Source organism: Amycolatopsis sp. NPDC104587, from assembly GCF_055583645.1.
This window is the reverse complement of the sequence record NZ_JBVJNO010000007.1, coordinates 514,458-539,880: the sequence shown is the minus strand read 5'-3', so window position 1 is coordinate 539,880 and position 25,423 is coordinate 514,458. Positions and strand designations below refer to the sequence as shown.

The 25,423-nt window shown below is 71.3% G+C and carries 25 protein-coding genes; 14 read left to right on the top strand and 11 right to left on the bottom strand.

Translation table 11 applies throughout. The annotated features are described in order from the left end of the window. The first annotated feature begins 145 nt into the window (after positions 1-145). The 3 genes from ACZ61C_RS24775 to ACZ61C_RS24765 are packed head-to-tail and all read left to right on the top strand — an operon-like array spanning position 146 to position 2,190. A complete protein-coding gene (locus ACZ61C_RS24775) occupies positions 146-505 on the top strand; it encodes a DUF1844 domain-containing protein (protein ID WP_323337907.1) in 360 nt (119 codons plus the stop codon). Positions 506-562: 57 nt separating this feature from the next. Then, positions 563-1,198: a GntR family transcriptional regulator gene (locus ACZ61C_RS24770; RefSeq protein ID WP_465310179.1), complete on the top strand. Its 636-nt coding sequence runs from the start codon at positions 563-565 to the stop codon at positions 1,196-1,198. Beyond that, positions 1,195-2,190, top strand: a complete 996-nt coding sequence (locus ACZ61C_RS24765) for a 1-aminocyclopropane-1-carboxylate deaminase (protein ID WP_465310178.1) — start codon at positions 1,195-1,197, stop codon at positions 2,188-2,190. Before ACZ61C_RS24770 ends, ACZ61C_RS24765 begins: the two co-directional genes overlap by 4 nt. A gap of 36 nt (positions 2,191-2,226) precedes the next feature. Here ACZ61C_RS24765 and ACZ61C_RS24760 read toward each other — a convergent pair whose 3' ends face one another. The 3 genes from ACZ61C_RS24760 to ACZ61C_RS24750 are packed head-to-tail and all read right to left on the bottom strand — an operon-like array spanning position 2,227 to position 4,339. Continuing rightward, the gene (locus ACZ61C_RS24760) at positions 2,227-2,610 is read right to left on the bottom strand and encodes a RidA family protein (protein ID WP_086672334.1); all 384 of its coding nucleotides are present in this window, start codon (positions 2,608-2,610) and stop codon (positions 2,227-2,229) included. Then, entirely contained in the window at positions 2,610-3,368 is a 759-nt protein-coding gene (locus ACZ61C_RS24755) for an IclR family transcriptional regulator (protein WP_465310177.1), read from the bottom strand. Before ACZ61C_RS24755 ends, ACZ61C_RS24760 begins: the two co-directional genes overlap by 1 nt. Further along, on the bottom strand, positions 3,365-4,339 hold the full coding sequence (locus ACZ61C_RS24750; protein ID WP_465310176.1) for a sugar kinase: 975 nt from the start codon (positions 4,337-4,339) through the stop codon (positions 3,365-3,367). Before ACZ61C_RS24750 ends, ACZ61C_RS24755 begins: the two co-directional genes overlap by 4 nt. A 113-nt stretch (positions 4,340-4,452) precedes the next feature. Here ACZ61C_RS24750 and ACZ61C_RS24745 point away from each other — a divergent pair, with 113 nt between their 5' ends. From ACZ61C_RS24745 to ACZ61C_RS24710, 8 genes are read left to right on the top strand one after another with little or no spacing between them, the layout of a single operon-like run. Continuing rightward, complete coding sequence (locus ACZ61C_RS24745; RefSeq protein ID WP_465310175.1) at positions 4,453-5,760, top strand: amino acid deaminase; 1,308 nt, start codon at positions 4,453-4,455, stop codon at positions 5,758-5,760. Further along, positions 5,760-7,355, top strand: coding sequence for an N-acyl-D-amino-acid deacylase family protein (locus ACZ61C_RS24740; protein ID WP_465310174.1), 1,596 nt, complete (start codon positions 5,760-5,762; stop codon positions 7,353-7,355). The genes ACZ61C_RS24745 and ACZ61C_RS24740 overlap by 1 nt, the downstream gene beginning before the upstream one ends. After that, a complete protein-coding gene (locus tag ACZ61C_RS24735) occupies positions 7,352-8,740 on the top strand; it encodes a GntP family permease (RefSeq protein WP_465310173.1) in 1,389 nt (462 codons plus the stop codon). Before ACZ61C_RS24740 ends, ACZ61C_RS24735 begins: the two co-directional genes overlap by 4 nt. A gap of 45 nt (positions 8,741-8,785) precedes the next feature. Then, positions 8,786-9,913 (top strand): lactonase family protein, encoded by a 1,128-nt coding sequence (locus ACZ61C_RS24730; protein WP_465310172.1) that lies wholly within the window; start codon positions 8,786-8,788, stop codon positions 9,911-9,913. A gap of 24 nt (positions 9,914-9,937) precedes the next feature. After that, complete coding sequence (locus ACZ61C_RS24725) at positions 9,938-11,221, top strand: extracellular solute-binding protein (RefSeq protein WP_465310171.1); 1,284 nt, start codon at positions 9,938-9,940, stop codon at positions 11,219-11,221. After that, a complete protein-coding gene (locus ACZ61C_RS24720) occupies positions 11,221-12,168 on the top strand; it encodes a carbohydrate ABC transporter permease (protein ID WP_465310170.1) in 948 nt (315 codons plus the stop codon). Before ACZ61C_RS24725 ends, ACZ61C_RS24720 begins: the two co-directional genes overlap by 1 nt. Beyond that, positions 12,159-13,025, top strand: coding sequence for a carbohydrate ABC transporter permease (locus ACZ61C_RS24715; RefSeq protein ID WP_465310169.1), 867 nt, complete (start codon positions 12,159-12,161; stop codon positions 13,023-13,025). The genes ACZ61C_RS24720 and ACZ61C_RS24715 overlap by 10 nt, the downstream gene beginning before the upstream one ends. A gap of 1 nt (position 13,026) precedes the next feature. After that, positions 13,027-14,397 (top strand): beta-N-acetylhexosaminidase, encoded by a 1,371-nt coding sequence (locus ACZ61C_RS24710; RefSeq protein WP_465310168.1) that lies wholly within the window; start codon positions 13,027-13,029, stop codon positions 14,395-14,397. Here the strand turns inward: ACZ61C_RS24710 and ACZ61C_RS24705 are convergent, their stop codons facing one another. The 3 genes from ACZ61C_RS24705 to ACZ61C_RS24695 form a co-directional block, all read right to left on the bottom strand. Then, a complete protein-coding gene (locus tag ACZ61C_RS24705) occupies positions 14,398-16,152 on the bottom strand; it encodes a M64 family metallopeptidase (protein ID WP_465310167.1) in 1,755 nt (584 codons plus the stop codon). It abuts the gene before it with no gap. A gap of 92 nt (positions 16,153-16,244) precedes the next feature. Continuing rightward, a complete protein-coding gene (locus ACZ61C_RS24700) occupies positions 16,245-16,913 on the bottom strand; it encodes a response regulator (RefSeq protein ID WP_465310166.1) in 669 nt (222 codons plus the stop codon). Next, positions 16,910-18,547 carry an ATP-binding protein gene (locus tag ACZ61C_RS24695; RefSeq protein ID WP_465310165.1) on the bottom strand — a complete coding sequence of 546 codons (1,638 nt, stop codon included), beginning with the start codon at positions 18,545-18,547 and terminating at the stop codon, positions 16,910-16,912. The genes ACZ61C_RS24700 and ACZ61C_RS24695 overlap by 4 nt, the downstream gene beginning before the upstream one ends. 91 nt (positions 18,548-18,638) lie before the next feature. On the opposite strand from ACZ61C_RS24695, the gene ACZ61C_RS24690 reads away from it, so the two are divergent. Continuing rightward, positions 18,639-20,006 (top strand): cation:dicarboxylate symporter family transporter, encoded by a 1,368-nt coding sequence (locus ACZ61C_RS24690; protein ID WP_465310164.1) that lies wholly within the window; start codon positions 18,639-18,641, stop codon positions 20,004-20,006. A 203-nt stretch (positions 20,007-20,209) separates the two neighbouring features. Here ACZ61C_RS24690 and ACZ61C_RS24685 read toward each other — a convergent pair whose 3' ends face one another. Further along, entirely contained in the window at positions 20,210-20,614 is a 405-nt protein-coding gene (locus tag ACZ61C_RS24685) for a winged helix-turn-helix transcriptional regulator (RefSeq protein ID WP_465310163.1), read from the bottom strand. Between the two features lie 105 nt (positions 20,615-20,719). Here ACZ61C_RS24685 and ACZ61C_RS24680 point away from each other — a divergent pair, with 105 nt between their 5' ends. Then, on the top strand, positions 20,720-22,138 hold the full coding sequence (locus tag ACZ61C_RS24680) for an MFS transporter (RefSeq protein WP_465310162.1): 1,419 nt from the start codon (positions 20,720-20,722) through the stop codon (positions 22,136-22,138). Positions 22,139-22,254: 116 nt separating this feature from the next. Here the strand turns inward: ACZ61C_RS24680 and ACZ61C_RS24675 are convergent, their stop codons facing one another. The 4 genes from ACZ61C_RS24675 to ACZ61C_RS24660 form a co-directional block, all read right to left on the bottom strand. Further along, positions 22,255-22,719 (bottom strand): SRPBCC family protein, encoded by a 465-nt coding sequence (locus ACZ61C_RS24675; RefSeq protein WP_465310161.1) that lies wholly within the window; start codon positions 22,717-22,719, stop codon positions 22,255-22,257. A gap of 16 nt (positions 22,720-22,735) precedes the next feature. Further along, the gene (locus ACZ61C_RS24670; protein WP_465310160.1) at positions 22,736-23,455 is read right to left on the bottom strand and encodes an anti-sigma factor; all 720 of its coding nucleotides are present in this window, start codon (positions 23,453-23,455) and stop codon (positions 22,736-22,738) included. Further along, positions 23,452-24,003: a sigma-70 family RNA polymerase sigma factor gene (locus tag ACZ61C_RS24665; protein ID WP_465310224.1), complete on the bottom strand. Its 552-nt coding sequence runs from the start codon at positions 24,001-24,003 to the stop codon at positions 23,452-23,454. The genes ACZ61C_RS24670 and ACZ61C_RS24665 overlap by 4 nt, the downstream gene beginning before the upstream one ends. Positions 24,004-24,147: 144 nt before the next feature. Further along, positions 24,148-24,654: a COG4315 family predicted lipoprotein gene (locus ACZ61C_RS24660; protein ID WP_465310159.1), complete on the bottom strand. Its 507-nt coding sequence runs from the start codon at positions 24,652-24,654 to the stop codon at positions 24,148-24,150. Between the two features lie 221 nt (positions 24,655-24,875). Between ACZ61C_RS24660 and ACZ61C_RS24655 the strand changes: the two genes are divergently transcribed. Continuing rightward, the gene (locus ACZ61C_RS24655; protein ID WP_465310158.1) at positions 24,876-25,418 is read left to right on the top strand and encodes a fibronectin type III domain-containing protein; all 543 of its coding nucleotides are present in this window, start codon (positions 24,876-24,878) and stop codon (positions 25,416-25,418) included. Positions 25,419-25,423 lie beyond the last annotated feature (5 nt).

Here is a 25,423-nt window from a genome sequence, read left to right as displayed (position 1 = left end):
GCCGCGAGGCCGGGCGCTTCACCCTGGACTTGCCGTCCGGGCGAGACCGGACCCGGACACCTGTACGGTGACACGGGTGGGAGCGGGGCTCCACTTGCCGCCCCCGATTCCTCGGGGGCTGGTCGCTCGTGGAAGGGTACCAGACGTGTCAGATCAACCCTCCGAACAGCCCCCCTATTCCCCCGAAGCCCGCCACCTGGAGGACATCCCCAGCGTGGAGGTGATCAGCCGCGCGGCCGTGATGCTGCTGTCGGCCGGCGCCGAACGGCTCGGTCTCGCCGACGCCGACCCGGAGACGTCCCCGCACCGCGACCTCGACGAAGCCCGCCGCCTGATCACCGCGCTCGCCGGGCTGGTCACGGCGTCCGCCGAGTACCTGGGCCTGCACGCCGGCCCGTTGCGCGACGGCCTGCAGTCGCTCCAGAAGGCGTTCCGCGAGGCCTCGGCCGTGCCGGACGCGCCCGGCCAGGGCCCCGGTGAAAAGTACACCGGTCCCGTTTATTGATGGTTCACTCGCCCGGCTCCTGGCCGGGCGACCCGGTGGTCAACTAACATGTTAGATGTGAGTCTCTCAAAGGTCACCCGACCGCTGCTGCGCGACGAGGCGTACGAACGCATCCGGCACGCGATCGTCGACGGCACGCTGCCGCCCGGCGCCCCGCTGCGGGACGCCGACCTCGCCGAGCAGCTCGGGCTTTCCCGGGCGCCGGTCCGGCAGGCTCTTCTCCGGCTGACGGACGACGGGCTCGTCGAGTCGAAGCCGCAGAGCTACACCCGGGTGTCGGACGTGCTCTCCCCCGACGTCGAGGACGCCCGGCAGATCGTGCGGGTGCTGCACGAGTTCGCGGTCCGGCAGGCCGTCGCCCGCTGCCGGCCCGCCGACATCGCCGTGATGCGCGCGGCCAACGAGCGCTTCGCCGCGGCGATCGAAGCCCGCGACACGGTGGCCGCGGAGGCGGCGGACGACGAGCTGCACGCCGTCCCGGTCCGGCTGGCCGGCAACGCCGCCGTGATCGCGACCCTGGACCGCTACACGCCACTGCTGCGCCGCCTGGAGCACGCGCGGTTCGGCTCGGCGCTGGCCTGGAGCTCGGTCGAGCGCCACACGAAGCTGATCGACGCACTCGAAGCACAGGACACCGACACGGCCGTCTCGGTGATCTCGACCATCTGGACCGACCTCCTGGAGGACCGATGACCATCGCCGACTTCCCGCGTTACCCGCTGCTGATCGGCCCGTCGCCGGTGCACCCGCTGGAGCGGCTCACCGAGCACCTCGGCGGCGCGAAGATCTGGGCCAAGCGCGAGGACATGAACTCCGGGCTCGCGTTCGGGGGCAACAAGACCCGCAAGCTCGAGTACCTGGTGGCCGACGCGCTGGCGAGCGGCGCGGACACGCTCGTCTCGATCGGCGGCGTGCAGTCCAACCACACGCGGCAGGTCGCGGCGGCCGCGGCGCGCGCCGGGCTGAAGGCGGTGCTGGTGCAGGAAAGCTGGGTCGACTGGCACGACCCGCTGTACCTGAAGGCCGGCAACATCCAGCTCTCGCGGATACTGGGCGCGGACGTCCGGCTCGTCAACGCGGGGTTCAGCATCGGCTTCAAGAAGGCCTGGGAAGACACCGTCGCCGAGCTCGAAGCGGGCGAGGGCAAGCCGTACGCCATCCCGGCCGGCGCCTCGGACCACCCGCTCGGCGGGCTCGGGTTCGCGAACTGGATCGTCGAGCTCGAGAAGCAGGAGGAAGAGCTCGGCGTCTTCTTCGACACGGTGGTCGTCTGCTCGGTCACCGGCAGCACGCAGGCGGGGATGGTGGCGGGCGCGGCGCTCGGCCGCCCGCGGCGCATCCTCGGCATCGACGCCTCGGCCAAGCCGGACGCCACCCGCGCCCAGGTGACGCGGATCGCGCGGAACACCGCGGAGCTGATCGGCGCCGGGCCGATCCCGGAGGTCGAGCTGGACGACCGGTACCACGCCGGGATCTACGGCATCCCCGACAAGCTCACCATCGAGGCCATCGAGACCTGCGCCCGGCTGGAGGCGATGATCACCGACCCGGTGTACGAGGGCAAGTCGATGGCCGCGCTGATCGACCTGGTCTCCAGCGGCGAGATCCCGCGCGACTCGACCGTGCTCTACGCCCACCTCGGCGGGCAGCCCGCGCTGAACGGCTACACGAGCGTCCTCGGCTGAGCTCCCCGGGGCCGTGGCCCGGCCCCGGGGAAAGCCTCAGTCCAGCACGCAGAGCACGTCGATCTCGACGAGCAGCTCGCCCGGCAGGCCGACGTACACCGTCGTGCGCGCGGCGTGCGGCGCGTCGCCGATCAGCTCGTTGTAGACCTCGTTGAACGGCGCGAAGTGCGCGGTGTCGGTCAGGTACACCCGCACCATGATCGCGTCGGCGAGGCTCGAGCCCGCCTCCGCCAGCACGGCCTCGATGTTCTTGAACGTCTGCCGGGTCTGGCCCACGACGTCGTCGCCGACGATCTCGTTCGTGGCCGGGTCGAACCCGACCTGACCGGCGACCTGCAGCAGGTTCCCCTTGCGGACGGCCTGCGAGAACTTCGCCGGCGGCTTCGGCGCGTTCTCGGTGGAAACTGCCGTCTTGCTCATCAGTGCCCCTTTCCGTTCTCCGTCCATCCACTGTGGACGGAAGCTTCCGTGGTGGCGGCCCGCAGCTCGGGCACCAGCGCCAGCAGGCCTTCGTAGTCGAGCAGCACCTTCGGCACCGACATCGACGCGGCGGCCAGCACCTCGCCGTCCGCCCCGCGCACCGGCGCGGCGATGCAGTGGATGAAGTCCTCGTGCTCGGCGTTGTCGACGGCGTAGCCGCTCTGGGAGACCCGCTCCAGCTCGGCGAGGTAGGCCTCGGCCGTGGTGATCGTGTTCGGGGTCAGCACCGGGTAGTCGATCGAGCGCGCGATCTCCTCGCGCCGCGCCGCCGGCATGGCCGCGACCAGGACCTTCCCCACCGCCGTGCAGTGCAGCGGCGCGCGCTTGCCGATGCGGGAGTACATCCGCACGGAGTGGCGGCCCTCGTACTTGTCGATGTAGACGACTTCGCCGTCCTCGTAGCTGGCCAGGTGCACGGTGTGCCCGGTGCGCGCGTTGAGCGCGGCCAGCGCGGGCTGGGAGCTGCGCCGGACGTCGAGCGAGTCGAGGGCCTGGTTGGCGAGGTCGAACATCGCGCTGCCGAGGCGGTAGTGGCGGGTGCCCTCGCGGCGGACGAAGTGGTGCTGTTCGAGGGTGCGCAGCAGCCGCAGCACGGTCGACTTGTGCACGCCGATCTCGTCGGCGAGGTCGTCGAGCGTGCGGGCGTCCTTGGCGATCGAGCTCAGCAGGGTCAGCGCGCGGTCCAGGCTCTGGCTCACGTCCGCACCGCCCCTTCGCCGGTCAGCCGCGCCGAACCCCACTCGTCGGCGTCCGCGTGCAAGAGGCTGTCCACGACGGTGCGCGGGAGCGGCACCCCGACGTCGTCGTGGGTGAGCAGGGTCGCGGCCGCCTGCAGGTGACCTCGCCGCAGCCGTTCCAGGGGTGCCGCGCCGCGCAGGGTGGCGGCGAGGAACCCGGCGGCGAAGGCGTCCCCGGCGCCGACCGGCTCGACGACGTCGACGCGCAGCGCGGGCGCGAACAGCGGCTCGCCTTCGACCAGGGTCGCCCCGCGTTCACCGTGTTTGACGACCAGCGTGCGCGGGCCGGGCAGCAGCGCCCGCAGCGCGACCGGGTCGCCGGTCCCCCACACCTGCTGCGCCTCGTCGTCACCGGTGAGCACGATGTCCGCCTGCCCGGCCAGCTCGGCGAGCAGCCGCGGGTCGCGGCCGGCCCAGAGCGCGGGCCGCAGGTTGACGTCGAACGAGATCAGCCGGTCGCCGCGAGGCAGGTCCAGCAGCGCGCGCACCAGCGCGAGGCAGCTGTCCGAGAGCGCGGGCGTGATGCCGGACAGGTGCAGCACGCGGACGCCGTCGAGGTCGAGCCGGTCCAGCAGCGACGGACCCATGCCGGACGCCGCCGAGCCGGCCCGGTAGTAGCGCACCGGACTGCCGCCGGCGCCGCTTTCCTTGACGTAGAGCCCAGTCGGGCGGGCCGGGTCGACGTAACACGCGCCGACGTCGACCCCGGCGGCGGCGATCTCCCTCAGCATCGCGCGGCCGAACGGGTCGTCGCCGACCGCGCTCACCCAGCCGCTCGGCACACCCAGCGCCGGCAGGTGGCAGGCCACGTTCGACTCGGCGCCGCCGATCGTGCGCGTCCACTGCCGCACCTCGTCCGGCGGGCCGGGTTCGGCGGGCACGAACAGCGCCATCGTCTCGCCGACACAGAGCACTTCGGGCCCGCTTGTCACTTTCCGTCTCCCCTGTCCTTCACCCCGTTGACCTGTGCCGACCCGGATGCTACACCTATGGCACTCAAAATGCGCAACAGTCGTTGCAACATACGCAACAGAGGTCGCCGTCGATGAACACACCCGCCGCCTGCTCGATCAACCCCGCCGCGCTCGCCGCCCTCCAGGAGGAGCGGATCGACTGGCGGTTCCGCTCGGCCGCGCCCGCGCTGACCGGCCTCACGCTGGCCGAAGCCGCGGACCGCCGGCTCAACCTCTTCACCGACGGCTTCTTCGCTCCCTTCGTCGTCCTCGACGAAGAAGCGCTCGAGCACAACCTGCGGACGATGGCCGCGTGGTGCGCCGCCCGGGGTGTGGTGCTGGCCCCGCACGGCAAGACGACCATGGCGCCGCAGCTGTTCGCGCGCCAGATCGAGCACGGCGCGTGGGGCATCACCTGCGCGAACGCCGGCCACCTCCGGATCTACCGCGCGTTCGGCGTCTCGCGGATCCTGCTGGCCAACCAGCTGCTCGACCCGAGCGGGCTGAAGTGGCTGGCCGCCGAGCTGGCCGCCGACCCGGCGTTCGAGTTCGTCTGCTGGGTCGACTCCGTGCGCGGTGTCGAGCTGATGACCGAAGCGCTCGAAGGCACCGAGCGGCCGGTGGACGTCCTGCTCGAGCTGGGCGCCGACGGCGGCCGCACCGGGGTTCGCGACACCGCGACCGCGCTGGCCGTCGCGGAGGCGGTCCACGCCAGCCCGGTGCTGCGGCTGCGCGGCACGGGCGGGTACGAAGGCGCGCTCTCCCACGACACCGACGAAGCCGCGCTCGCGAAGATCAGCTCCTATGTGGACGGTCTGCGTGACCTCGCGATCACCTTCGCGGACAAGGGACTCCTCGAAGGCCAGATCATCGTGACCGCCGGCGGCAGCGCGTACTTCGACCAGGTCGCCAACGAGCTGACCAAGCCGTGGCCGGACGGCCTCGACGTGCTCCCGGTCCTGCGCAGCGGCGCGTACGTCACCCACGACGACGGCTTCTACCGCGAGATCTCCCCGCTCGGCGACCACCCGCGCATCACCGGCGTCGAGTCGTTCCGGCCGGCGCTGCGGGCCTGGGCGCAGGTGACGTCGAAGCCGTCGGACGAGCTGGCCCTGCTGACCCTCGGCAAACGGGACGCGTCCTTCGACGAGGGCATGCCCGAACCGCAGCTGCGACGCACCCCCAGCGGCCCGGCCGAGCCGCTCGACGGCCACGTCGTCGCGAAGATGAACGACCAGCACGCCTTCCTGACGCTGCCCACGGGCTCGCCGGTCGAGGTGGGCGACTGGATCGGCCTCGGGCTTTCGCATCCGTGCACGGTGTTCGACAAGTGGCCGCTGCTGCCGGTGACGGCCGCGGACGGCGAAACCGTCGCCGGCCTCGTCCGGACGTGGTTCTGATGGACGTCGTCCTGCGCGGCGCGCTGGTCGCCGACGGCACCGGGGACGCGCTCACGCGCCACGACGTCGGCATCACCGGCGAGAAGATCGCGAGTGTCGCCGAGGCCGGTTCGCTGGCCGGGAAGCGCAACATCGACGCCGACGGCCTGGTGCTCGCGCCCGGGTTCATCGACATGCACTCGCACTCGGACCTGCAGCTGCTGGCCAACCCGGACCACCCGGCCAAGATCACCCAGGGGGTCACGACCGAGGTGCTCGGCCAGGACGGGCTGTCCTACGCCCCGGTTGACGACACCGTCCTCGAAGCCCTTCGGCAGCAGCTCGCGGGCTGGAACGACGACCCGGCCGGCTTCGACTGGAACTGGCGCTCGGTCGGCGAGTACCTCGACCGGCTCGACCGGGGCATCGCGGTCAACGCCGCCTACCTCGTGCCGCAGGGCACGGTCCGGATGCTCGCGGTCGGCTGGGACGACCGGCCGGCGACCGAGGCCGAGCTGAACCGCATGAAGGAGCTCGTCGCGACCGGCCTGGCCGAGGGCGCGATGGGCATGTCGTCCGGGCTCACCTACACCCCGGGCATGTACGCCGAGACCGGCGAGCTGGTCGAGCTGTGCCGCGTCGTCGGCGAGGGCGGCGGGTTCTACAGCCCGCACCACCGCAGCTACGGCAAGGGCGCGCTGGAGGCGTTCGCCGAGATGATCGACGTCTCCCGGCGCTCGGGCTGCCCGCTGCACCTGGCGCACGCGACGATGAACTTCTCGGTCAACAAAGGGAAAGCGCCCGAGCTGCTCAAGCTGCTCGACGACGCGCTCGACGACGGCTGCGACGTCTCCCTCGACACCTACCCCTACCTGCCGGGCGCGACCTACCTCTCGGCGCTGCTGCCCAGCCGGGCCACCGAAGGCGGCCTCGACGCCACGCTCGCCCGGCTGTCCGATGTGGACGAACGCGAGCGGATCCGCGCGGAGATCGAAGAGTCCGGTTCGGACGGCGCCCACGGCGTCCCGATCGACTGGGACGCCATCGAGATCAACGGTGTCCGCAACGACCACAACGCCCACCTGGTGGGGCACAGTGTCGCCGGTTCGGCGCGCGCCGCCGGCCTCGAACCGGCGGCACTGTACTTCGACACGCTCCTCGACGAAAAGCTCGGCACGTCGTGCCTGATGCACGTCGGGCACGAGGAGAACGTCCAGGCGATCATGCGCCACCGCACGCACACCGGAGGGAGCGACGGCCTGCTCGTCGGCGCCCGGCCGCACCCGCGCGCCTGGGGCACGTTCCCGCGTTACCTCGCCCGGTACGTCCGCGAACTGGGCGTGCTGGACCTCGCCGAGTGCGTCGCCCACCTCACCGGGCGGGCCGCACGGCGGCTGCGGCTGACCGACCGCGGGCTGGTCCGCGCCGGGTACGCCGCGGACCTGGTGCTGTTCGACCCGGACGCGGTCACCGACACCGCCACCTTCGACGACCCGCGGCAGGCCGCCGCGGGCATCACGCACGTGTTCGTCAACGGCGTCGCCGCCCTCGACGACGGCCGTCCCACCGGCGCCCTCGCCGGCCGTTCCCTGCGCAATCCCGGGAGAGCCCGATGATCCACTGGCTGCAACACACCACCGGCGGCCTGCTGACCCTCGCCGCCGTCTCGATCGCCGTCCTGCTGCTGCTGATCGTCAAGCTCAAGATCGAGCCGTTCATCGCGCTGATCGTCGTGGGCCTGCTGACGGCGCTGGCGGCGGGCCTGCCGGTCGGCACGATCGTCGGCACCGCGCAGAAGTCGTCGGACTCCCTGCTGGAAAAGGGGTTCGGCAGCATCCTCGGGCACATCACGGCGATCATCGGCCTGGGCACGCTGCTCGGGTCGATCCTCGAACGCTCCGGCGGCGCGAAAGTGCTCACCGGCGCGCTGCTGCGGGGGTTCGGGGAGAAGCGGGCGCCGCTGGCCATGGGTGTCGCCGGGTTCATCTTCGGCATCCCGGTCTTCTTCGACATCGGCATCTTCGTGCTGGCCCCGCTCGTGTACGTCGCGGCGAAGCAGGGTAAGCGCTCGCTGGTGCTCTACGCGATGCCACTGATCGCCGGTCTTTCGATCACGCACGCCTTCCTGCCGCCGCACCCCGGTCCAGTGGCCGCGGCCGGGCTGCTGCACGTGGAACTGGGCTGGATCATCCTGATGGGCCTGGCCTGCGGCATCCCCGCGTTCCTCGTCGGCGGTGTGCTGTACGCGACCTGGATCGGCAAGCGCATCAACGTCGACGTCCCCCAGGAGATGATCGTCGCCGAGGAGGAAGGCGAAGAAGAGGCGGACGTGCCGTCGCTGGCGCTGGTCGGCTCGATCATCGCGGTGCCGCTGGTGCTGATCCTCGCCGGCACGTTCGGCAGCATCTGGCTGCCGAAGAACTCCGCACTCGCCGGAGTCGCCGCGTTCGTCGGCACGCCGGCGGTCGCGCTCACGGTCGCCGTGCTGCTCGCGTCCTGGCTGCTCGGGCTGCGGCGCGGGTTCACCGGCAAGGACCTCAACGAGCTGGCCGCGAAGTCGCTGCGGCCGGTCGCGATGATCCTGCTGGTCGTCGGCGCGGGCGCGTTCTTCGGCGCGGTGCTTTCGGCCACCGGCATCGGCAAGGCCGTCGCCGACTCGCTGCACGACGCCGGGCTGCCGGTGCTGCTCGCGGCGTACGTGATCAGCTGCGGCATGCGGATCGCCCAGGGTTCGGCGACGGTCGCCATCGTGACCACGAGCGGGATCATCGCGCCGACCGTGGCGCAGCTCGGGTATTCGCAGGTGCAGCTGGCCCTGCTCGTGATGGCGATCTCCGCCGGGTCGATCATCGCTTCGCACGTCAACGACGGTGGTTTCTGGATCGTTTCGCGGTACTTCAACATGAGTGTGGTGCAGACGCTGAAGTCCTGGACGGCGCTGGAAACCGTGCTTTCCCTTTCGGGATTCGGGGTTTCGGCATTGCTCATGGCCGTGGTCTAGACCATACTGAAGGGAAGCCGCCGCTCGAACCGTTGGGAGACAATGATGACCGGACTTTCCCGTCGCACGTTCCTCGGCGCCGCCGCGGGGGCGGGTGCCGCGACCGTGCTCGGCGCGCAGTTCGCCGCCGCGGCCACCACCGCGCAGGGCTGCATCGCCGGAGGAACCGTGTACATCGGCAGTTACACCAGCGGGGCGAGCGGTCACGGCCTCGACGTCTCGAGCCGGTCGGGCGCCACGCTGGGCCCGGTCCGCACGGTGCCGGGCATCACCGACGCGTCGTGGTTCGACCGCAGTGTCGACGGCAAGACGCTGTACGTCACCAACGAAGGCGACCCCAGCGGGTTCGTCTCCGCGCTGAACATCACCGACGCCTCGAACCCGAAGCTGCTCAACAAGGTTTCGTCCAAGGGCGGCGCGCCGACGCACCTGAGCGTGCACTCGAGCCAGAAGTACGTGCTGGCCGCGAACTACAGCTCGGGCAGCGTCGTCGTGCTGCCGATCCTCGCCGGCGGCAAGCTCGGCGCGGCCACCGACCTGGTGACGCACGAAGCCGGCTCCGGGCAGGCCCACGCGCACCAGGTCGTCAACGACCCGACCGGGCGCTGGGTGCTGTCGGTCGACCTCGGCGCCGACTCGGTGTACGTCTACTCCCTCGACGTCACGACCGGGAAGCTGGCGCTGCACCAGCAGCTGAAGCTGCCGGCCGGCGCCGGGCCGCGGCACCTCGCGTTCGACAGCACCGGGAAGTACGCCTACGTGCTGCAGGAGCTGCGGCCGGAGGTGACGGTGACGAGCTGGGACGCGGCCACCGGCACGCTGAAGGCGCTTTCGGTCGTCCCGGCCGTGCCGCCGGGCAGCACCGGCGACCTGTTCCCCGGTGAGATCACCCTGTCCAAGGACGGGAAGTTCGCCTACGCCACCGTCCGCGGGCCCAACACCCTGGCGACGTTCTCCGTCGCCGGCGCGACGCTGAAGCTGGTGTCCACTGTGTCCAGTGGCGGCAACTGGCCGCGGCACGTGGCCCTCGACCCGACGGAGAACTGGTTCTACGTCTCGAACCAGCGCTCCGGCACCGTCACCTGGCTGCCGCGCGACCCGGCCACCGGCCTGCCCGGCGCGGTCGCCGGCAGCCTGGCGGTCCCCGACGTCAACTCGGTCCACTTCGCCTGACCCAGGCCGCACTGGAGGATCCTCATGAGACTGCGCCGCACCCTGCCCGTCGTCGCCGGGCTGGCCCTGCTGGCCGGCTGCGCGCCCACCCAGTCCGCGCCCGCGGGCACCGGCGGGGACGAAAAGACCGGCACCGTTCGCGTCTGGCTGTTCGACGAAGCCAACCGCGCGCCGAAGGAGGCCGCGGTCAAGGAGGCGATCACCGAGTTCAAGGCCGCCCACCAGGGTGTCGAGGTCGACGTCCAGTGGGTGCCGGTCGAAGGGCGCGCCGACAAGTTCTCCGGCGCCTTCAACGACCCGGCCAACGCACCCGACGTCGCCGAGTTCGGCAACACCGACGTCTCCAGCTACGCGGCCACCGGCGCGCTGGCCGACCTGACCGGCGACCTCGCGTCGTGGACCGAGGGCAAGGACCTCATCCCGACCGTGCTGGACACCGCCAAAGCCGGCGGCAAGACCTACGGCCTGCCCTGGTACACCGGCATCCGCGCGTTGTACTACCGCACCGACCTCTTCACCGAGCTCGGCCTCAAGCCGCCGTCGACGCTGGCCGAGCTGACCGACGACGCGCGCAAGATCCGCGCCGCCAAGCCGGACCTCTACGGCATCGCCGTCGGCGGCAAGTACACCTACGCGATGCTGCCGTTCCTCTGGGCCAACGGCGGTGAGCTCGCGCAGGAGAGCGACGGCAAGTGGAAGTCGGCGGTGACCGGCGAGCAGGCCAAGTCCGGCGTGACGCAGTACGCGAACCTGCTCAAGGACGACATCTGCCCGCCCGCGCAGTGCGCGAACCTCACCGGCACCCAGAGCGTCACGGCGTTCGCCGGCGGCAAGGCCGGGATGACCATCGGCGGTGACTTCAACCGCAAGGCCGTCGAACAGGGCGCGGTCAAGGGCAAGTACGCCATCGTGCCGCTGCCGGGCACGACGGCGGGCAGCGTCGCCCCCGCGTTCGCCGGCGGCAACCTGCTCGGGGTGTTCGGCGCGAGCAAGCACCGCGGTCTCGCGCTGGACTTCATCAAGCTGCTCGGCGGCCCGGAGTACCAGGAGAAGATGTACACCGCGATGGGCAACCTGCCGACGCTGGCCGGGGTGCAGCAGAAGCTCGCCGCGAACGACCCGTCGCTCAAGCCGTTCGTCGACACCCTGAAGTCGGGCACGAAGTTCGTCCCGGCGACGCCGGCGTGGTCGAAGATCGACAGCCAGAACGTGCTGCCGACGGCCGTCCAGCAGATCGCGACCGGCGGCAAGGACCCGTCGGCGGCGCTCACCGAGGCGGCCGCGGCGATGGACAAGGCCTTCGGGTAGTGGTGACCGTCCAGGAGGCCCCTTCCGTCACGGCGCCCGCCCGGCGGCCGCGGCGGAAGGGGGACGGCCGGGCCGCCGCGCTCTACCTCGCCCCGGCGGGCGTCCTGCTCGCCGCGATGCTGGCCTACCCGATCTACCAGCTGGTCCTGATCTCGTTCTACGACTACGGCCAGCCGCAGGCTTCGGGCAACGCGCCGCTGGTGTTCCTCGGCTTCTCGAACTACGCGGACCTGCTCTCGCAGGTGCAGTTCTGGACGGTGCTGGGCAAGACGGTCGGGTTCGCCGCGGCCTGCGTCGTCGGGTCCCTGCTGGTCGGAACCGGGCTCGCCGTGCTGGCCAGCCGGGTGCGCTCACTCCCCCGGACGCTGCTGTTCCTCGCCGCGCTGGGTGCGTGGTCGACGCCGGCGATCGCGGGCTCCTACGTCTGGCTGTTCCTCTTCGACACCGACTTCGGCCTGGTCAACGAGGTGCTCTCGGGCCTCGGGCTGCCGTTCGAGCACCACTCGTGGACCTTCGGCACGCTCGGCGCGTTCGGGCTGGTCGCCGCCGAGGTGATCTGGTGCTCGTTCCCGTTCGTGCTGGTCACGATGTACGCCGGGATCAAGGGTGTGCCCGACGAGGTGCTCGAAGCCGCGTCGCTCGACGGCGCTTCGGTGTGGCGGACGACGGGGTCGATCGTGCTGCCGATGGTGCGGCCGCTGCTGATGATCGCGACCGTCCAGTCGATCATCTGGGACTTCAAGGTGTTCACCCAGATCTACGTGATGACCAACGGCGGCGGGGTGGCCGGGCGCAACCTGGTCCTCAACGTCTACGCGTACCAACAGGCTTTCGCCGGGCAGGAATACGGCCTCGGCTCGGCGATCGGAGTCGTCATGACGCTGTTGCTGCTGTCGGTCACCGGGCTGTACGTCCGGTCGCAGCGCCGGAGCGCGGCATGGCTGTGACGACCGCGCGCCGCGTCCGCCGTCCCGGCCGGCTGGTCGCCGAGATCATCACGGTCGTGATCGCCGGGATCGTCGCGTTCCCGCTGTACTGGATGCTGCTCTCCGCGGTGAAACCGCCCGGCGAGATCCAGTCGGCCAACCCGAAACCGTGGACGTTCAGCCCGTCGTTCGAAAGCTTCTCCCGCGTGCTCACGGTGTCCGGCTTCGGGCGGTTCTTCGTGAACAGCCTGGTGGTGGCACTGGTCGTCGTGGTGCTTTCGCTGCTGCTGTCGTTCCTGTCGGCGGTCGCGCTGACGCGGTTCTCGTTCAAGGGCCGGACCGTGCTGCTGGTGATGATCCTGGTCGCCCAGATGGTGCCGGTGGAGGCGCTGACCATCCCGCTGTTCTTCCTGATGCGCCAGATCGGCGGCGTCGCGCCGGCGTTCGGGCTGAACGAGCTGGGCTCGCTGGTGCTGGTGCACCTGGCGTTCAGCCTGCCGTTCGCGATCTGGATGCTGCGCGGGTTCGTCGCCGCGGTGCCGGTGGAGCTGGAAGAGGCCGCGAAGCTCGACGGCGCGTCCCGCATGCGGTTCACCTGGCAGATCCTGTTCCCGCTGGTGGCGCCCGGGCTGGTCGCGGTCAGCGTGCTCGCGTTCATCCACGCCTGGAACGACTTCCTCTTCGCCAAGACGTTCATCATCTCCAAGACCGAGAACCAGACGCTGCCGCAGGCGATCCTGGTGTTCTTCAAACCGGAGGACACCGACTGGGGTGCGGTGATGGCGTCCTCGACCCTGATGACGATCCCGGTTCTCGTGTTCTTCGTCCTCGTGCAACGACGGCTGGTGTCCGGCATGGCCGGCGCCGTGAAGGGCTGACATGTCTTTCGACACCCTGCTCCCCCGTCCGGTTTCGGTGTCCCCGGCGTCGGGGACCTGCCCGTGGCCGTCCACTGTGGACGTCCGCACGGCGGACCTGCCTGCGGAGGGCTACCGGCTGGAGATCTCCGGGTCCGGTGTGGTGCTGTTCTGCGGCGACCCCGCCGGGGAGGTCTACGGGCGGCAGACCTTGCGTCAGCTCGCCGGTCCGGACGCGTTCCGCGCCGCGTCCATCCGGAGTGGACTGTCGGTGCCCTGCGGTGTGGTCGAGGACCACCCGCGGTTCGGCTGGCGCGGCTGCCTGCTCGACGTCGCCCGGCACTTCCGGACCAAGGCGGAGGTGCTGCGGTTCGTCGACCTGCTGGCCGCGCACAAGCTCAACGTGCTCAACCTGCACCTCACCGACGACCAGGGCTGGCGGTTCGAGGTCCCCGGCCTCCCCCGCCTGACGTCGGTGGGCGGCTGGCGGCCGTCGTCGATGACCGGCAGCGGGGGCCCGCAGGACGGCCGGCCGCACGGCGGGTTCTACACCGGGGACGACCTGCGGGAGATCGTCGCGTACGCGGCGTCGCGGGCCATCACGGTGGTGCCGGAGATCGACATCCCCGGCCACGCGCGGGCGGCACTGGCGGCCTACCCCGAGCTGGGCGCCGAAGAGGCGTACGAGATCTGGATCGCCTGGGGCATCAGCACTTCACTGCTGGACCCGACCGAGTCCACTTTGGACTTCTTCCGGCGGGTCTTCGACCACCTGCTGGAGATCTTCCCGTCGCCGGTGATCGCCCTGGGCGGCGACGAGACGCCGGGCGCGACCGACGAGCACCGCAAGTTCGTCCGGCAGCTCGCCGAGCACCTGGTGGCGCGCGGCCGCACGCCGATGGGCTGGGACGAGGTCCTCGACATCGGCAGCCTTCCCCCGATGGTGATCGGCTCCTGGCAGAACGAGACGGCCGGGCAGCAGGCCGCCGAAGCCGGGCACGACGTGGTCATGTGCCCGGAGCAGCACGTCTACCTGGACCACCGCCAGTCCGACCACCCGGACGAGCCGATCCCGGTCGGCTGGGTGCACACCCTCGAAGACGTCTACACCTACGAACCGGCGCTGGCCGGGCCGCGGCTGCGCGGGGTGCAGGCGCAGGTGTGGAGCGAGCACCTGGACACCGTCCGGCGGGTGGACTACATGGCCTTCCCTCGGTTGTCGGCGTTCGCCGAGGTGGCGTGGAGCAGCGGGGCGCGGGACTACACCGAGTTCCTGCCCCGGCTGCGCGACCACCACCTGCCGCGCCTGGACGCGCTCGGCGTCGAGTACCGCCCCCTCGACGGCCCGCACCCGTGGCAGACCCGGCCGGGGGTGCCGGGCCGGCCGCGCTGATCAGGGCCGCAGCGTCACTTCGAACGACTTCGCCGGGCCGACGTTGCCGGCCGCGTCGATCGACCGGTACTCGATCCGGTGGCGGCCGTACCCCGGCGTCCGGGTCGCGAACGGGGACACCGTCAGGCCGCCGGAGCCGAGGTTGCCGTACGCCAGGCCGTCGATCTCCGTGCCCCGCGCGGTGAACAGGTAGGGTGCGGTCGCGTCCGTCGGCCAGCCGTAGTACTTGTGCCAGCCGTCGCCGTCCACGCGGAACTCCGGCATCCCGTCGGACGGGGTCAGCCGCATCGTGAAGGAGCCGTGGAAGACGTTGTCCTTCGCGGGCGGCAGCTCGGCCGTGGTGGTCGGCCCGGACGCGTCCACCGTCCACGTCAGGGTGGTGCCGCCGGTTGTGGCCGTGAGCGTGTGCGCCCCGTGGGCCGCGTCGACGGTGAAGTCGGCCCCGCGACCGGCGGGCCGGCCGTCGAGCTTCCAGGACACCGTGGGGATCGAGCCGGTCGGCTCGCCGGTCTCGACGTAGACGACGTTGCCGGCGCCGACCGGCAGCGACGTCGGGGTCGACGCCACCACCGCCGGTCCCCCGGCCGGCGGTGTGACCACCGAGGTGTCGACGGTCCAGGTGCGGGTCGCCGTCGGCCGCGCGGCCGGGTCGCGGACGAACGGCGTCGGGTCGGTCACCTTGACGGTCAGCGTGTGCTTGCCCGGCTTGACGTGCGCCTGCCGCAGGTCGAGCGCCTCGGAGCCGCGCTGCGGGACGCCGTCCAAGGTCCAGCTGACGTCGAGGCGGTGGCTGACGGGGTGCATCGTCCGCACCCACACAACGCGGTCGGCGCCGATCGTCCCGGCCGGCGTGCCGCCGCTGACGAGCGGCACCTTCCCGGCGATGCGCTGGGTCATCCGTTCACGTCCGACCTGGTCGAACGCGTACCCGAGGGTCTTCATCATCGAGTGCTGACTCGGCCGCCAGACGCCGGTCTGGGTGTAGAGCCCGCCTTCGAACCGGCCGATCCGGCCGCCTGACTCGCTCGGCTCGCCCAGCCAGCGCCACCACTTCGTGTGCTGGTCGCGCATCTGCCGCTCGGTCAGCAGGGTGTGGTGGATCGAGTCGGGCTCGCCGCCTTCGTAGGCGCCGCCCGGGACGTTGCGCGCGTAGTAGTCGTATTCGTCGTCGAGGCCGCCGAGCGAATGGCCCAGCTCGTGGGGCGAGATGAGCGCGGACAGTGCATTGCCGCCGGACGCCGTCGCGTAGGTGCCGCCCGCGCCGCCGTACGTGGCGCTGTTGGCGAGGGCGAGGATCTGGCGGTTCGCGCGGGTGGTGCCGGGCACGAGGTCGGCGTACTTCTGCGCGGCGGTGTCGTCGACGGTCAGGAGCCGCTGGACGCTCTGTGCGTTGCAGCCGCCCCAGAAACCCATGTTCAGCGGGGTGTCCTTCCGCGGTGACGCCAGGTCCGGGTCACAGTCCACACCGGACTCCGGCGAGGCGATCGACACGGCGTAGACGTTGAAATAACTGCGGTAGGACTTGAACGGCTCGAGCGACCAGAGGGTGTTCACGTGCCGCTGGACGTCGGCGAAGAACTTCGGCTGCTCGGCGGCGGTGTACCCGTCCCCGAGCACGACGAGGTTGAACCGCTGCGCGGCCGGCCCGCTCACCTGGACATCGGTGACGGCGGCAGCGGGCTCCTCGGCGTGCGCGGGTACGGCGACGGCAACGCTCAAGAGAAGCGCGGCGACAAGCCCGGCCCGGTTCCGCATGGCGGCTCTCCCCTTCCTCGGCTGGGTCCCGGTCTACCGCACCGGTTTGCCGGCCGGAACCGCCGGAAGTCGGAGGCGTGGTGTGTAGGGCGTTATACGCGAGTCAGCCGGTACCAGACCTCGGGCCGCCCGACCTGGCCGTAGTGCGGCTCGCGGTGGGCCATCCCGTTGTCCGCCAGGTACTCCAGATACCGCCGCGCCGTCACGCGGGACGCGCCGATCGCGCTGGCCGCCGCGCCTGCCGACAGGCCTTCCGTCGCTCCCGACAGGGCGTCGCGGATGGCCTCCAGGGTCTGGACGCTCATCCCCTTCGGCAGCGGGGGCTGCTCGGTCGTGCGCAGCGCGCCGAGAGCGCGGTCGATCTCGGCCTGGCCCGTCACCTCGCCGGACGCGTCGCGGAACTCGCGATAGCGCTCCAGTTTTTCGCGCAGGGTGGCGAAGGTGAACGGCTTGAGCAGGTACTGCACCACGCCGACCGACACCGCGGCCTTCACCAGCCCGAGGTCGCGCGCCGACGTCACCGCGATGACGTCGATCGGCAGTCCGGCCGCGCGCAGCGACCGGCACACCGCCAGGCCGTGGGTGTCCGGGAGGTAGAAGTCCAGCAGCACCAGGTCGACCGGCTCGCGTTCGCAGAACCGCAGCGCGTCTCCGCCCGAGTGGACCACGCCCGCCACCGAGAACCCCGGGAGCCGTTCGACGTAAACGCGGTGCGCCTCGGCGGCCACCGGCTCGTCCTCCACCACCAGCACCCGGATCACCGGTCCGCCTCCCGCCGCGGGAGCCGCACGGTGAACACCGCGCCGCCGTCCCGCCCGATGTCGACCGTACCGCCGTAGCGACGCACCGCCTGCCCGACGAGCGCGAGACCGAGCCCGTGGCCGTCCTCGGCCTTGGTCGACCAGCCGCGGCGGAAGACGTCGGCGTCGTCGGGGACGCCGGGTCCGGTGTCGCCCACCCGCAGCAGCAGCTCCCCGGGGTCGGAGCGCGCGGTGACGACGACCGCCGGTTTGCCGGTGCCACGCACCGCCGCGTCGATGCCGTTGTCGATGAGGTTGCCGAGGATGGTCACCAGGTCGCGGGCCGCGACGCCGAGCGAGACGTCGTCGATCACCGTGTCCGGCGTGACGGTGAGCTCGACCCCGCGTTCGCTCGCCTCGGCCGCCTTTCCCAGCAGCAGCGCGGCGAGCACCGGCTCGGCGACCGCGCCGACCACGCGGTCGGTCAGCTCCTGGGCGAGGGCGAGCTCCGCCGTCGCGAACTCGACCGCCTGCTCGGGTTTTCCGATCTCCACCAGGGAAACGACGGTGTGCAGCCGGTTCGCCGCCTCGTGCGCCTGCGACCGCAGGGCCTCCGCGAGCCCGCGCGCGGTGGTCAGCTCCCCGGTCAGCGTCTGCAGTTCCGTGTGGTCGCGCAGGACGACGACGGTGCCCTGCGACCGGCCGCCCGAGCGGACGGCGGTCGTGCTGACCAGCAGCACGCGGGCGTCGGTCAGGTGCAGCTCCTCGGCCCGGTTCTCGGCCGAGGTGAACGCGCGCGCCAGCTCGTCCGGCAGGCCCAGCGACGCCAGCTCGCGCCCGACCGGGTCGGCGTCGAGGCCGAGGAGGGCGCGCGCGCCGTCGTTGCAGAGCCCGATCCGCCCGTCCCGGCCGACGAGCAGCACGCCCTCGCGCACCGAATGCAGGACGGCTTCGTGGTACTCGAAGAGGTTGCTCAGCTCGTCCGGCGCGACCCCGCGGGTCTGGCGCCGCAGCCGGGCGCTGATCAGCCAGCCGCCCAGCACCCCGACCAGCAGCACCGCGCCGGCGACGCCGAACAGCGGCCACAGCCGTTCACGCAGCTCGGCCGAGATCGCCGCGACGGTGATCCCGACGGCGACCAGCGCGACCACCCGCTGCCCCGGCCCGAACACCGGCACCACCGTCCGGATCGACGGTCCGAGGGAGCCGGTGTAGGTCTCGGTGAGCTCCTGCCCGCGCTGCGCCTGCGCGATGTTCCCGATGTAGTGCTGGCCGATCAGCGCCGGGTTCGGGTGCGTGTAGCGGATCCCGGCCGGGCTCATGATCGTGATGAAGTCGACGCCGGTGTCGTGCTGCACCTCGACGGCGAACGGCTGCAGCGTCGAGCTGGGGTCCGGTGCGCCCACCGCGGCGAGCACGGACGGCGCGTCGGCCACCGTGGCGGCGACGGCGCGCACCTGGTCCTTGGCGTTCTGGTCGACCGCCCGCGACGCGTCGAGGTAGGCGAACGTGATCCCGGCGCCGGCGAGCACGCAGAGCACCACCAGCTGCAGCACGAGCAGCTGGCGCGCCAGGCTCCAGCGGGTCGACGTCGAGGACACCTCCTCATACCAGCACACCGGCGCCCGGGTGTCCGAACGGGACGGTGCGACCATCGCGCGAACTCAATGAACACAAGTGAGCCGGATCACCCGCGTGCGCCTACAGTGTGCCGCAACCTGGAACACCCCTGAGCTGGAGGCAACGGTGCCGACCCCACCGACCACCGAGGAGGCCCCGCGCAAGCGGGACAAGACCCACTACCTGTACCTGGCCGTGATCGTCGCGGTCGCGCTCGGGATCCTGGTGGGCTTCCTCTTCCCGGGCTTCGCCAAGGGCCTCAAGCCCCTCGGCGACGGCTTCGTCAACCTGATCAAGATGATGATCACGCCGATCATCTTCTGCACCATCGTCATCGGCGTCGGCTCGGTCGCGAAAGCGGCCAAGGTCGGCAAGGTGGGCGTGATGGCGCTGTTCTACTTCATCATCATGTCGACCTTCGCCCTCGCGATCGGCCTGGTCGTCGGCAACCTGCTGCACCCCGGCACCGGGCTGCACCTGAACCCGGCGGACGTGAAGAGCGTCCAGAAGTCCGCCACCGGCGCCGAAGGCCCGGTCGACTTCCTGCTCGGCATCATCCCGAAGACGTTCGTCTCGGCCTTCACCGAAGGTGAGGTCCTGCAGGCCCTGCTGGTCGCGCTGCTCGTCGGGTTCGCGCTGCAGAAGCTGGGCCCGAAGGGCGCCCCGATCCTGCGCGGCATCGAGCACATCCAGCGGCTCGTCTTCCGGGTGCTGGCCATGATCATGTGGGCCGCCCCGATCGGCGCATTCGGCGCCATCGCCGCGGTGGTCGGCGCGACCGGCTGGGCGGCGTTGAAGAGCCTCGCCGTGATCATGCTCGGCTTCTACGCGACCTGCATCGTGTTCGTGTTCGTGATCCTCGGGATCGTGCTGTGGCTCGGCGCCCGCGTGAACATCCTGCAGCTGCTGCGTTACCTCGGCCGTGAGTTCCTGCTGATCCTGTCGACCTCGTCGTCGGAGTCGGCGCTGCCGCGGCTGATCGCGAAGATGGAGCACGTCGGCGTCGGCAAGTCGGTCGTCGGCATCACCGTGCCGACCGGCTACTCGTTCAACCTGGACGGCACCGCGATCTACCTGACCATGGCGACGTTGTTCATCGCCGCGGCACAGGACGAGCCGCTCTCGATCGGTTCGCAGATCGGCCTGCTGGCGTTCATGATCATCGCGTCGAAGGGCGCGGCCGGCGTCAGCGGCTCGGGCATCGCGACGCTGGCTTCCGGGCTGCAGTCGCACCGGCCGGAGCTGGTCAACGGCGTCGGGTTCATCCTCGGCATCGACCGGTTCATGTCGGAGGCCCGCGCGCTGACGAACTTCGCCGGCAACGCGGTCGCGACCGTCCTCATCGGAAACTGGGTGAAGGAGTTCGACCGGGAGAAGGCACAACGCGTCTTCGCCGGCCAGGAACCGTTCGACGAAGCCACGATGCTCGACGACCACAGCCACGCGGCCGGAACCGACGACCTGGACGACGTCCCGAAGGAACCTGCCCGGTAACCCCGAACCGTTCGTGCTCACGCCCCCGCTGAGCACGAGCCACGCGGGCCGTTGCGCGAGTCTCCCCGACCTCGCGCAACGGCCCGTTTCCACGTCTCCGGCCCCGCCACTTTCGCCCCGAAAGATGCGGCTTCGCCCTCCGGGAGCGGAGCTTTCCCTAGGAAAGATGCGTTGGCTCACGCGGATTTAACGAGGCCGGCGGGCTAGTGGCAGGCGGTGTGGCCGTCGTAGACGACGCGGGCGGCGGAGATGTCCTCGCGGTGGCGCTCCGCCCAGCCGAGCAGGCCGCTCAGCGACTGGTACAGCTCCTTCGCCATCGGCGTGGCCTCGTACTCCACACGCGGCGGGACCGTCGGGTAGATCGTGCGCTCCAGGAGGCCGTCGCGCTCGAGGTTGCGCAGCGTCAGCGTCAGCATCCGGCGACTGATCCCCTCGACCGCGCGTTCCAGCTCGGTGAACCGCACCGGGCCGCGGATCGCCTCCAGGAGGATGCCGATCGCCCACTTGCCGCTGATCCGGTTGATGACCTCGAGCACCGTGCAGACGTCGAGTTTCTCCGGGTCGATCTCGGTGACCTGGACAGGTACATCGATGTTCCCCTGGGACATGAAAGTGCCTCCTTCACGGCGTCCCCATAGTCACACATGATGGGCACTGTTACAAGAAGTGCCCTGGCGACAACCAGGGGGAACACTCGACTGGAGGGGCCCGACATGGCCGAGAACCACCCCATCCGATCCCGCGGCCTCGCGCTGGCGGTGCTGTGCGCCGCGTCGCTCATGGTCGTGCTCGACAGCAGCATCGTCGCGGTGGCGCTGCCCGCGATCCAGGCCGACCTCGGCTTCACGCCCGCCGGGCTCGCCTGGGTCGTCACCGCCTACCTGGTCGCCTTCGGCGGCCTGCTCCTGATCTCCGGTCGGCTCGGCGACCTGCTCGGCCGCCGTCGGGTCTTCCTCGGCGGGCTCGGCCTGTTCACCGTCGCGTCCCTCGCCGCGGGGCTGGCCTCGGACGCGGGTGTGCTCGTCGTGTCGCGCTTCGCCCAGGGTGTCGGCGGCGCGCTCGCCTCCGCCGTGGTGCTGGGCATGATCGTCACGATGTACCCGGAGCCGCACGCCCGGGCCCGCGCGATCGGCGTCTACAGCTTCACGCAGGCCGCGGGCGCGTCCATCGGGCTCATCGCGGGCGGCGCGCTGACGCAGACGCTGAGCTGGCACTGGACGTTCTACGTCAACCTGCCGATCGGCGTGGTGGCGCTCGCGCTGGCCGTGCGGGTCGTCGAACCGGACCGCGGCACCGGGCTGCGGGCGGGCCTGGACGTCCTCGGCGCGGTCCTGGTCACCGCCGCGGTGATGCTGGGCGTGTACGCGATCTCGTCCACCACTTGGAGCGCGCTGGCCGCGGCCGCCGTCCTGCTGGGCGCGTTCGTGGTGCGGCAGGCGAAGGCGCGCACGCCGCTGCTGCCGCTGCGGGTGTTCCGGATCCGCGCGGTGACCGGCGCGAACCTGGTGATGATCCTGATGGTCGCGGGGATGATGGGGTTCCAGTTCATCACGGCGTTGTACCTGCAGCAGGTGCTCGGCCTCGACGCGCTGCGCACCGGCGTCGCGTTCCTGCCGGTGCCGGCGGTGATCGCGGTGGCGTCGCTGGGCTTCGCGGCCCGGCTCTCGGCGCGGTTCGGGCCGCGGACGGTGCTGCTGTCCGGCCTGGGCCTGGTGATTCTGGGCCTGCTCCTGCTCACGCAGGCCGGCGGCGCCTACTTCACCGACGTCATGCCGGCGCTGCTGGTGATGGGCCTCGGCGCGGGCGTGGCCATCCCGGCGATGATGGGGCTGGCGATGTCCGGCGTCGCGGACGGCGACGCGGGGGTGGCATCCGGCCTGATCACCACGACCCAGCAGGTCGGCGCGGCACTGGGGACGGCGGTGCTGGCTTCGGTGGCGGCGTCCCGGACGGCGAGCCTGTCCACGGTGGACCACCGCGAGGCGCTGGCTTCGGGGTTCCGGCTGGCGTACGGCGTCAGCGCGGGTTTCCTGCTCGCCGCGGTGGCGCTGGGCGCGCTCGTCCTGACCCGCCGGCCCCGCCCGGCCGCCCCGGCCCCCGAGCCCGAGGTCTGCGTCGCCGGCCAGGCGTGACCCGGCTCGCAACTCACGTGATCAGGCCCGTGACTCACGTGATCAGCGCCGTAACTCGCCAGTTCCGGCTCTGATCACGCCAGTTCCGGCTTCAATCACGCGAGATCCGGCTTTGGTCACGTGAGTTCCGGCTTTGGCCGGGCGAGGTAGGCGCGGAGGCCGCGGTGGCCCCGCCGCATCATCAGCGCGTGGTTCGCGCGGAAGAGCGGCCGGGCCACCGCGTCGAGCCGTCGCAGCAGCTCCTTGCGGGCCTGGACCTCCTGGGTGATCTCCAGCAGCGTGCCCGCGCCCGCCGCGCGGACCGCGCCGGCCAGCACCCCGTCGAGGTCTCCGCTGAGCCTGACCCGCATCAGGCCCTCCCGCTCGTCCTGGTGGTCCCGGTGCATCCGGACGACCAGCCGGAACGGCAGCCGCGAGCGGCAGACCAGCTCGGCGGTGTCGTCGTCCACCCGGCGCACCGTGCGGACGTCCGACCACCACCGCGGGTAGCCGGCGAGGTCGGTGACCGCCCCGAACACCCGGTCGGGCGCGGTACCGGGCAGCAGCCACGTGCTGCGGAACCGGTAACGCGCGCCCGTCACCCTGTCACTCCCCGGGTCACACCTGGGCCGAGACCAGCTTCCGGCCGTCCACCGTGACGATGTCGACCGACTTCACGTCGTCGGGCGCCACCAAGGCGGACCCGTCGAGCCGGAAGCCCTGGTTCTCCCACTTCTCCGAAACCTGCCAGCTGCCGGCGGTCACCGCTTGACCGTCCTTGGTCACCACCTGGAGCAGGCACTTCTCCCCGGCCCGGACGCCCTTCACGTTGACGTCCACCTTGACCCACCCCTGGAACGGGGCCACCGACGCGGCCAGCTGCACGCCGGTCGTCGGATCCCGGCCTTCGATGTTCTTCGTGCCCGGTGGCGAGTCCGGCGCGGGGGCCGGCGCCGCGAGCGGCGCCTCGGTCGAACCGGTCTGCCTGCCCACCAGGATCCCGCCGCCGAGGGCGGCCACCACCAGCACCGCCGCCGCGACCAGGGCCAGGCCCCGCCGTGACGTCGAGCGGGCGGGCGCCACTGTCTCCTCTTCGTCGCGCACCCGGCGCAGGGTCTTCTGCAGCAGCAGGTCCCCGCCCTCGGGCGGCCCGTCGAGGAACGCCTCGGGCGGCACCTCGTCCAGCGACTCGCGCAACGCCACGAGCTCGTTCAGGTCGAACCGGCACTGCGCGCAGGTCTGCAGGTGCCGCCGCTCGAAGTCGGCCGCCTCGCTCGCGTCGAGCGCGCCGAGGGCGTACGCGCCGAGCTGCGTGTGACTCTCGTCGACCGAGTTCATCGCGCCACCTCCGTTCCGCTCGAAATCATCGCTGCTCTCAGTGCTCTCAGTGCGTAGTAAGACCTTGATTTCACGGTACCCGGTGCGACGCCCAGTGTTCTCGCCGCTTCGGCCACCGTCCGTCCCCGGTAGTAGATCTCCACCAGGACCTCTCGGTGCTCGTTGGAAAGGCCGTCCATCGCGCCGAGCACCGTCATCGAGTCGACCACGCCCTGGGCGTGGTCGCGCTCGACCGCCGGTGTCGGCACGCCTTCGGCCGGTTCGGCCACTTCCTGTGGCCGCGCCGCCCGGGCGCGTGCCCGGTCGGTGACCAGGTTGCGCGCGACGGTCAGCAACCAGCCGCGCACCGAGCCCTTCCCGTCGTTCTGCAGGTCGTCCGCGTGTTTCCACGCTCTTACCAGCGTCTCCTGGACCACGTCCTCGGCTGCCGCCCGATCACCGGTCAGCCTCGTCGCGTAGGCCAGCAGGCTCCGGCCGTGTTCGGCGTAGAGCTGCCGAACCAAGTCCTCGCCCTTGGCCTTCTTAGGCCGCCTGCCTCCTATGGCCACCCTCGTCCTCCCGACGGTGTTCTGAGTCGTCGAGGACAGTAGTGCAACCCTCAGCTCCACCGGCGGTGCGTGCGTCGAGCGCAGCGCGACCATGGTGTTCATCGGCTGCCCGTCCTTCCTCGTCCTGCCCGGAATCCGTCGGTTTCAGTAGCCGGAGCCACCCGCCGCGGGCTGGGCCGCGGTGATCTTGCTGCCGTCGGGGGCGACGGCGAACCAGGTGCCGTTGACCCCCTGGCCGTTCACCTGCCCCGGCGCCTTGTCGCCCGCGAACTCGTAGAGCGGCCAGCCGTTGAGCGTGAGCTGCTTGCTGCCGTCCTTGCGGGCCAGCGTGCCGACCTGGGTGTCCTGGATGCCCTTGAGCATCGGCGGGGCCTCCCCGGCGAGCACCGGGGGCCAGGCCGCCGCGCACTCGCCGTCGCAGTTGGACGTCGGCGGCTGCGACATGTCCTTGTCGAACCGGTACAGCGTCTTGTCGGCGGCGTCGGTGACGACCGCGCCGACACCCGGCACCGTCGCGGCGGCCAGCATCACGTGCCCGGGCTGGCCGTGCTCCGGTCCCTGCGCGTCCGTGGTCATTTCGCTGCAGGCCGCGAGGGGGGCGACCACAGCGAGCGCGGCAGCGCAGAGGACGGCCTGCCGGATACGGTTCATGACGTTCTCTCCTCGGTGAGGGCGGCACCGCCGTCCGGCGGACCTCGACACCGGATACACGGAAGGTCACGCGAAACGGTTCAGGGCAGTTCCCGCGGCTCGGTGTCCCTGCGCCGCCGGATTGGTGCGTTCCGGTGATCGGCACGACCTTGTCGCCGGGCGGGCGGGTTCCTAGGCTGATCACGTCCGCACCGCCGCCCCGTGCCGTCCCGGGAGCCGCCGTGTCCGCGAAACCCCTCGTGCTGCTCGCGCTGCTGGCCGCGGGCTGCTCCTCGGCCACGCCGCCGCCCTCGTTCACCGCTGCGCTGACGTCACCGACCGACGTGGTGCTGACGTGGCCGGACGACGGCGCCGGTCACCGCGTCGAGTACACGAACGACCCCGCCGGGCCGTGGACGACGCTGCGGTTCCTGCCCGCCCACACGACGAGCTACCACCACCCGGACCTGATCCCGGAGACGCCGTTCTACTACCGGGAGCAGCCGTTCACCGGCCCGGTCTCGACCGAGCTGCACGCGGTGACCGCCGGCGGCACGGTGACGTTCACGTGGGCCGACCGCTCGAGCGACGAAGCCGGGTTCCTGCTGGAGATCCGGCGGTCGGGCGCGCCGGACTTCGACCCGGTCGAGGTGACCGACCCGGACGTGACGACGTGCGCGCTGTCGCTGCTGCCCGGCGAGGAGAACTCGGCGTTCCGGCTCCGGACGCTGCACTACGGGCCGCTCTCGCCGGTGGCCCACCAGACAACCGGCAAGGAGCGGTGACGCGC

Bases quoted from the DNA above. Each gene is read 5' to 3' on its own strand.
- ACZ61C_RS24715 (WP_465310169.1), top strand. From the start codon at position 12,159: ATGGCTGTGACGACCGCGCGCCGCGTCCGCCGTCCCGGCCGGCTGGTC.
- ACZ61C_RS24730 (WP_465310172.1), top strand. From the start codon at position 8,786: ATGACCGGACTTTCCCGTCGCACGTTCCTCGGCGCCGCCGCGGGGGCG.
- ACZ61C_RS24670 (WP_465310160.1), bottom strand. From the start codon at position 23,455: ATGAACTCGGTCGACGAGAGTCACACGCAGCTCGGCGCGTACGCCCTC.
- ACZ61C_RS24710 (WP_465310168.1), top strand. From the start codon at position 13,027: ATGTCTTTCGACACCCTGCTCCCCCGTCCGGTTTCGGTGTCCCCGGCG.
- ACZ61C_RS24680 (WP_465310162.1), top strand. From the start codon at position 20,720: ATGGCCGAGAACCACCCCATCCGATCCCGCGGCCTCGCGCTGGCGGTG.
- ACZ61C_RS24740 (WP_465310174.1), top strand. From the start codon at position 5,760: ATGGACGTCGTCCTGCGCGGCGCGCTGGTCGCCGACGGCACCGGGGAC.
- ACZ61C_RS24705 (WP_465310167.1), bottom strand. From the start codon at position 16,152: ATGCGGAACCGGGCCGGGCTTGTCGCCGCGCTTCTCTTGAGCGTTGCC.
- ACZ61C_RS24725 (WP_465310171.1), top strand. From the start codon at position 9,938: ATGAGACTGCGCCGCACCCTGCCCGTCGTCGCCGGGCTGGCCCTGCTG.
- ACZ61C_RS24695 (WP_465310165.1), bottom strand. From the start codon at position 18,547: ATGGTCGCACCGTCCCGTTCGGACACCCGGGCGCCGGTGTGCTGGTAT.
- ACZ61C_RS24745 (WP_465310175.1), top strand. From the start codon at position 4,453: ATGAACACACCCGCCGCCTGCTCGATCAACCCCGCCGCGCTCGCCGCC.
- ACZ61C_RS24685 (WP_465310163.1), bottom strand. From the start codon at position 20,614: ATGTCCCAGGGGAACATCGATGTACCTGTCCAGGTCACCGAGATCGAC.
- ACZ61C_RS24735 (WP_465310173.1), top strand. From the start codon at position 7,352: ATGATCCACTGGCTGCAACACACCACCGGCGGCCTGCTGACCCTCGCC.
- ACZ61C_RS24765 (WP_465310178.1), top strand. From the start codon at position 1,195: ATGACCATCGCCGACTTCCCGCGTTACCCGCTGCTGATCGGCCCGTCG.
- ACZ61C_RS24760 (WP_086672334.1), bottom strand. From the start codon at position 2,610: ATGAGCAAGACGGCAGTTTCCACCGAGAACGCGCCGAAGCCGCCGGCG.
- ACZ61C_RS24660 (WP_465310159.1), bottom strand. From the start codon at position 24,654: ATGAACCGTATCCGGCAGGCCGTCCTCTGCGCTGCCGCGCTCGCTGTG.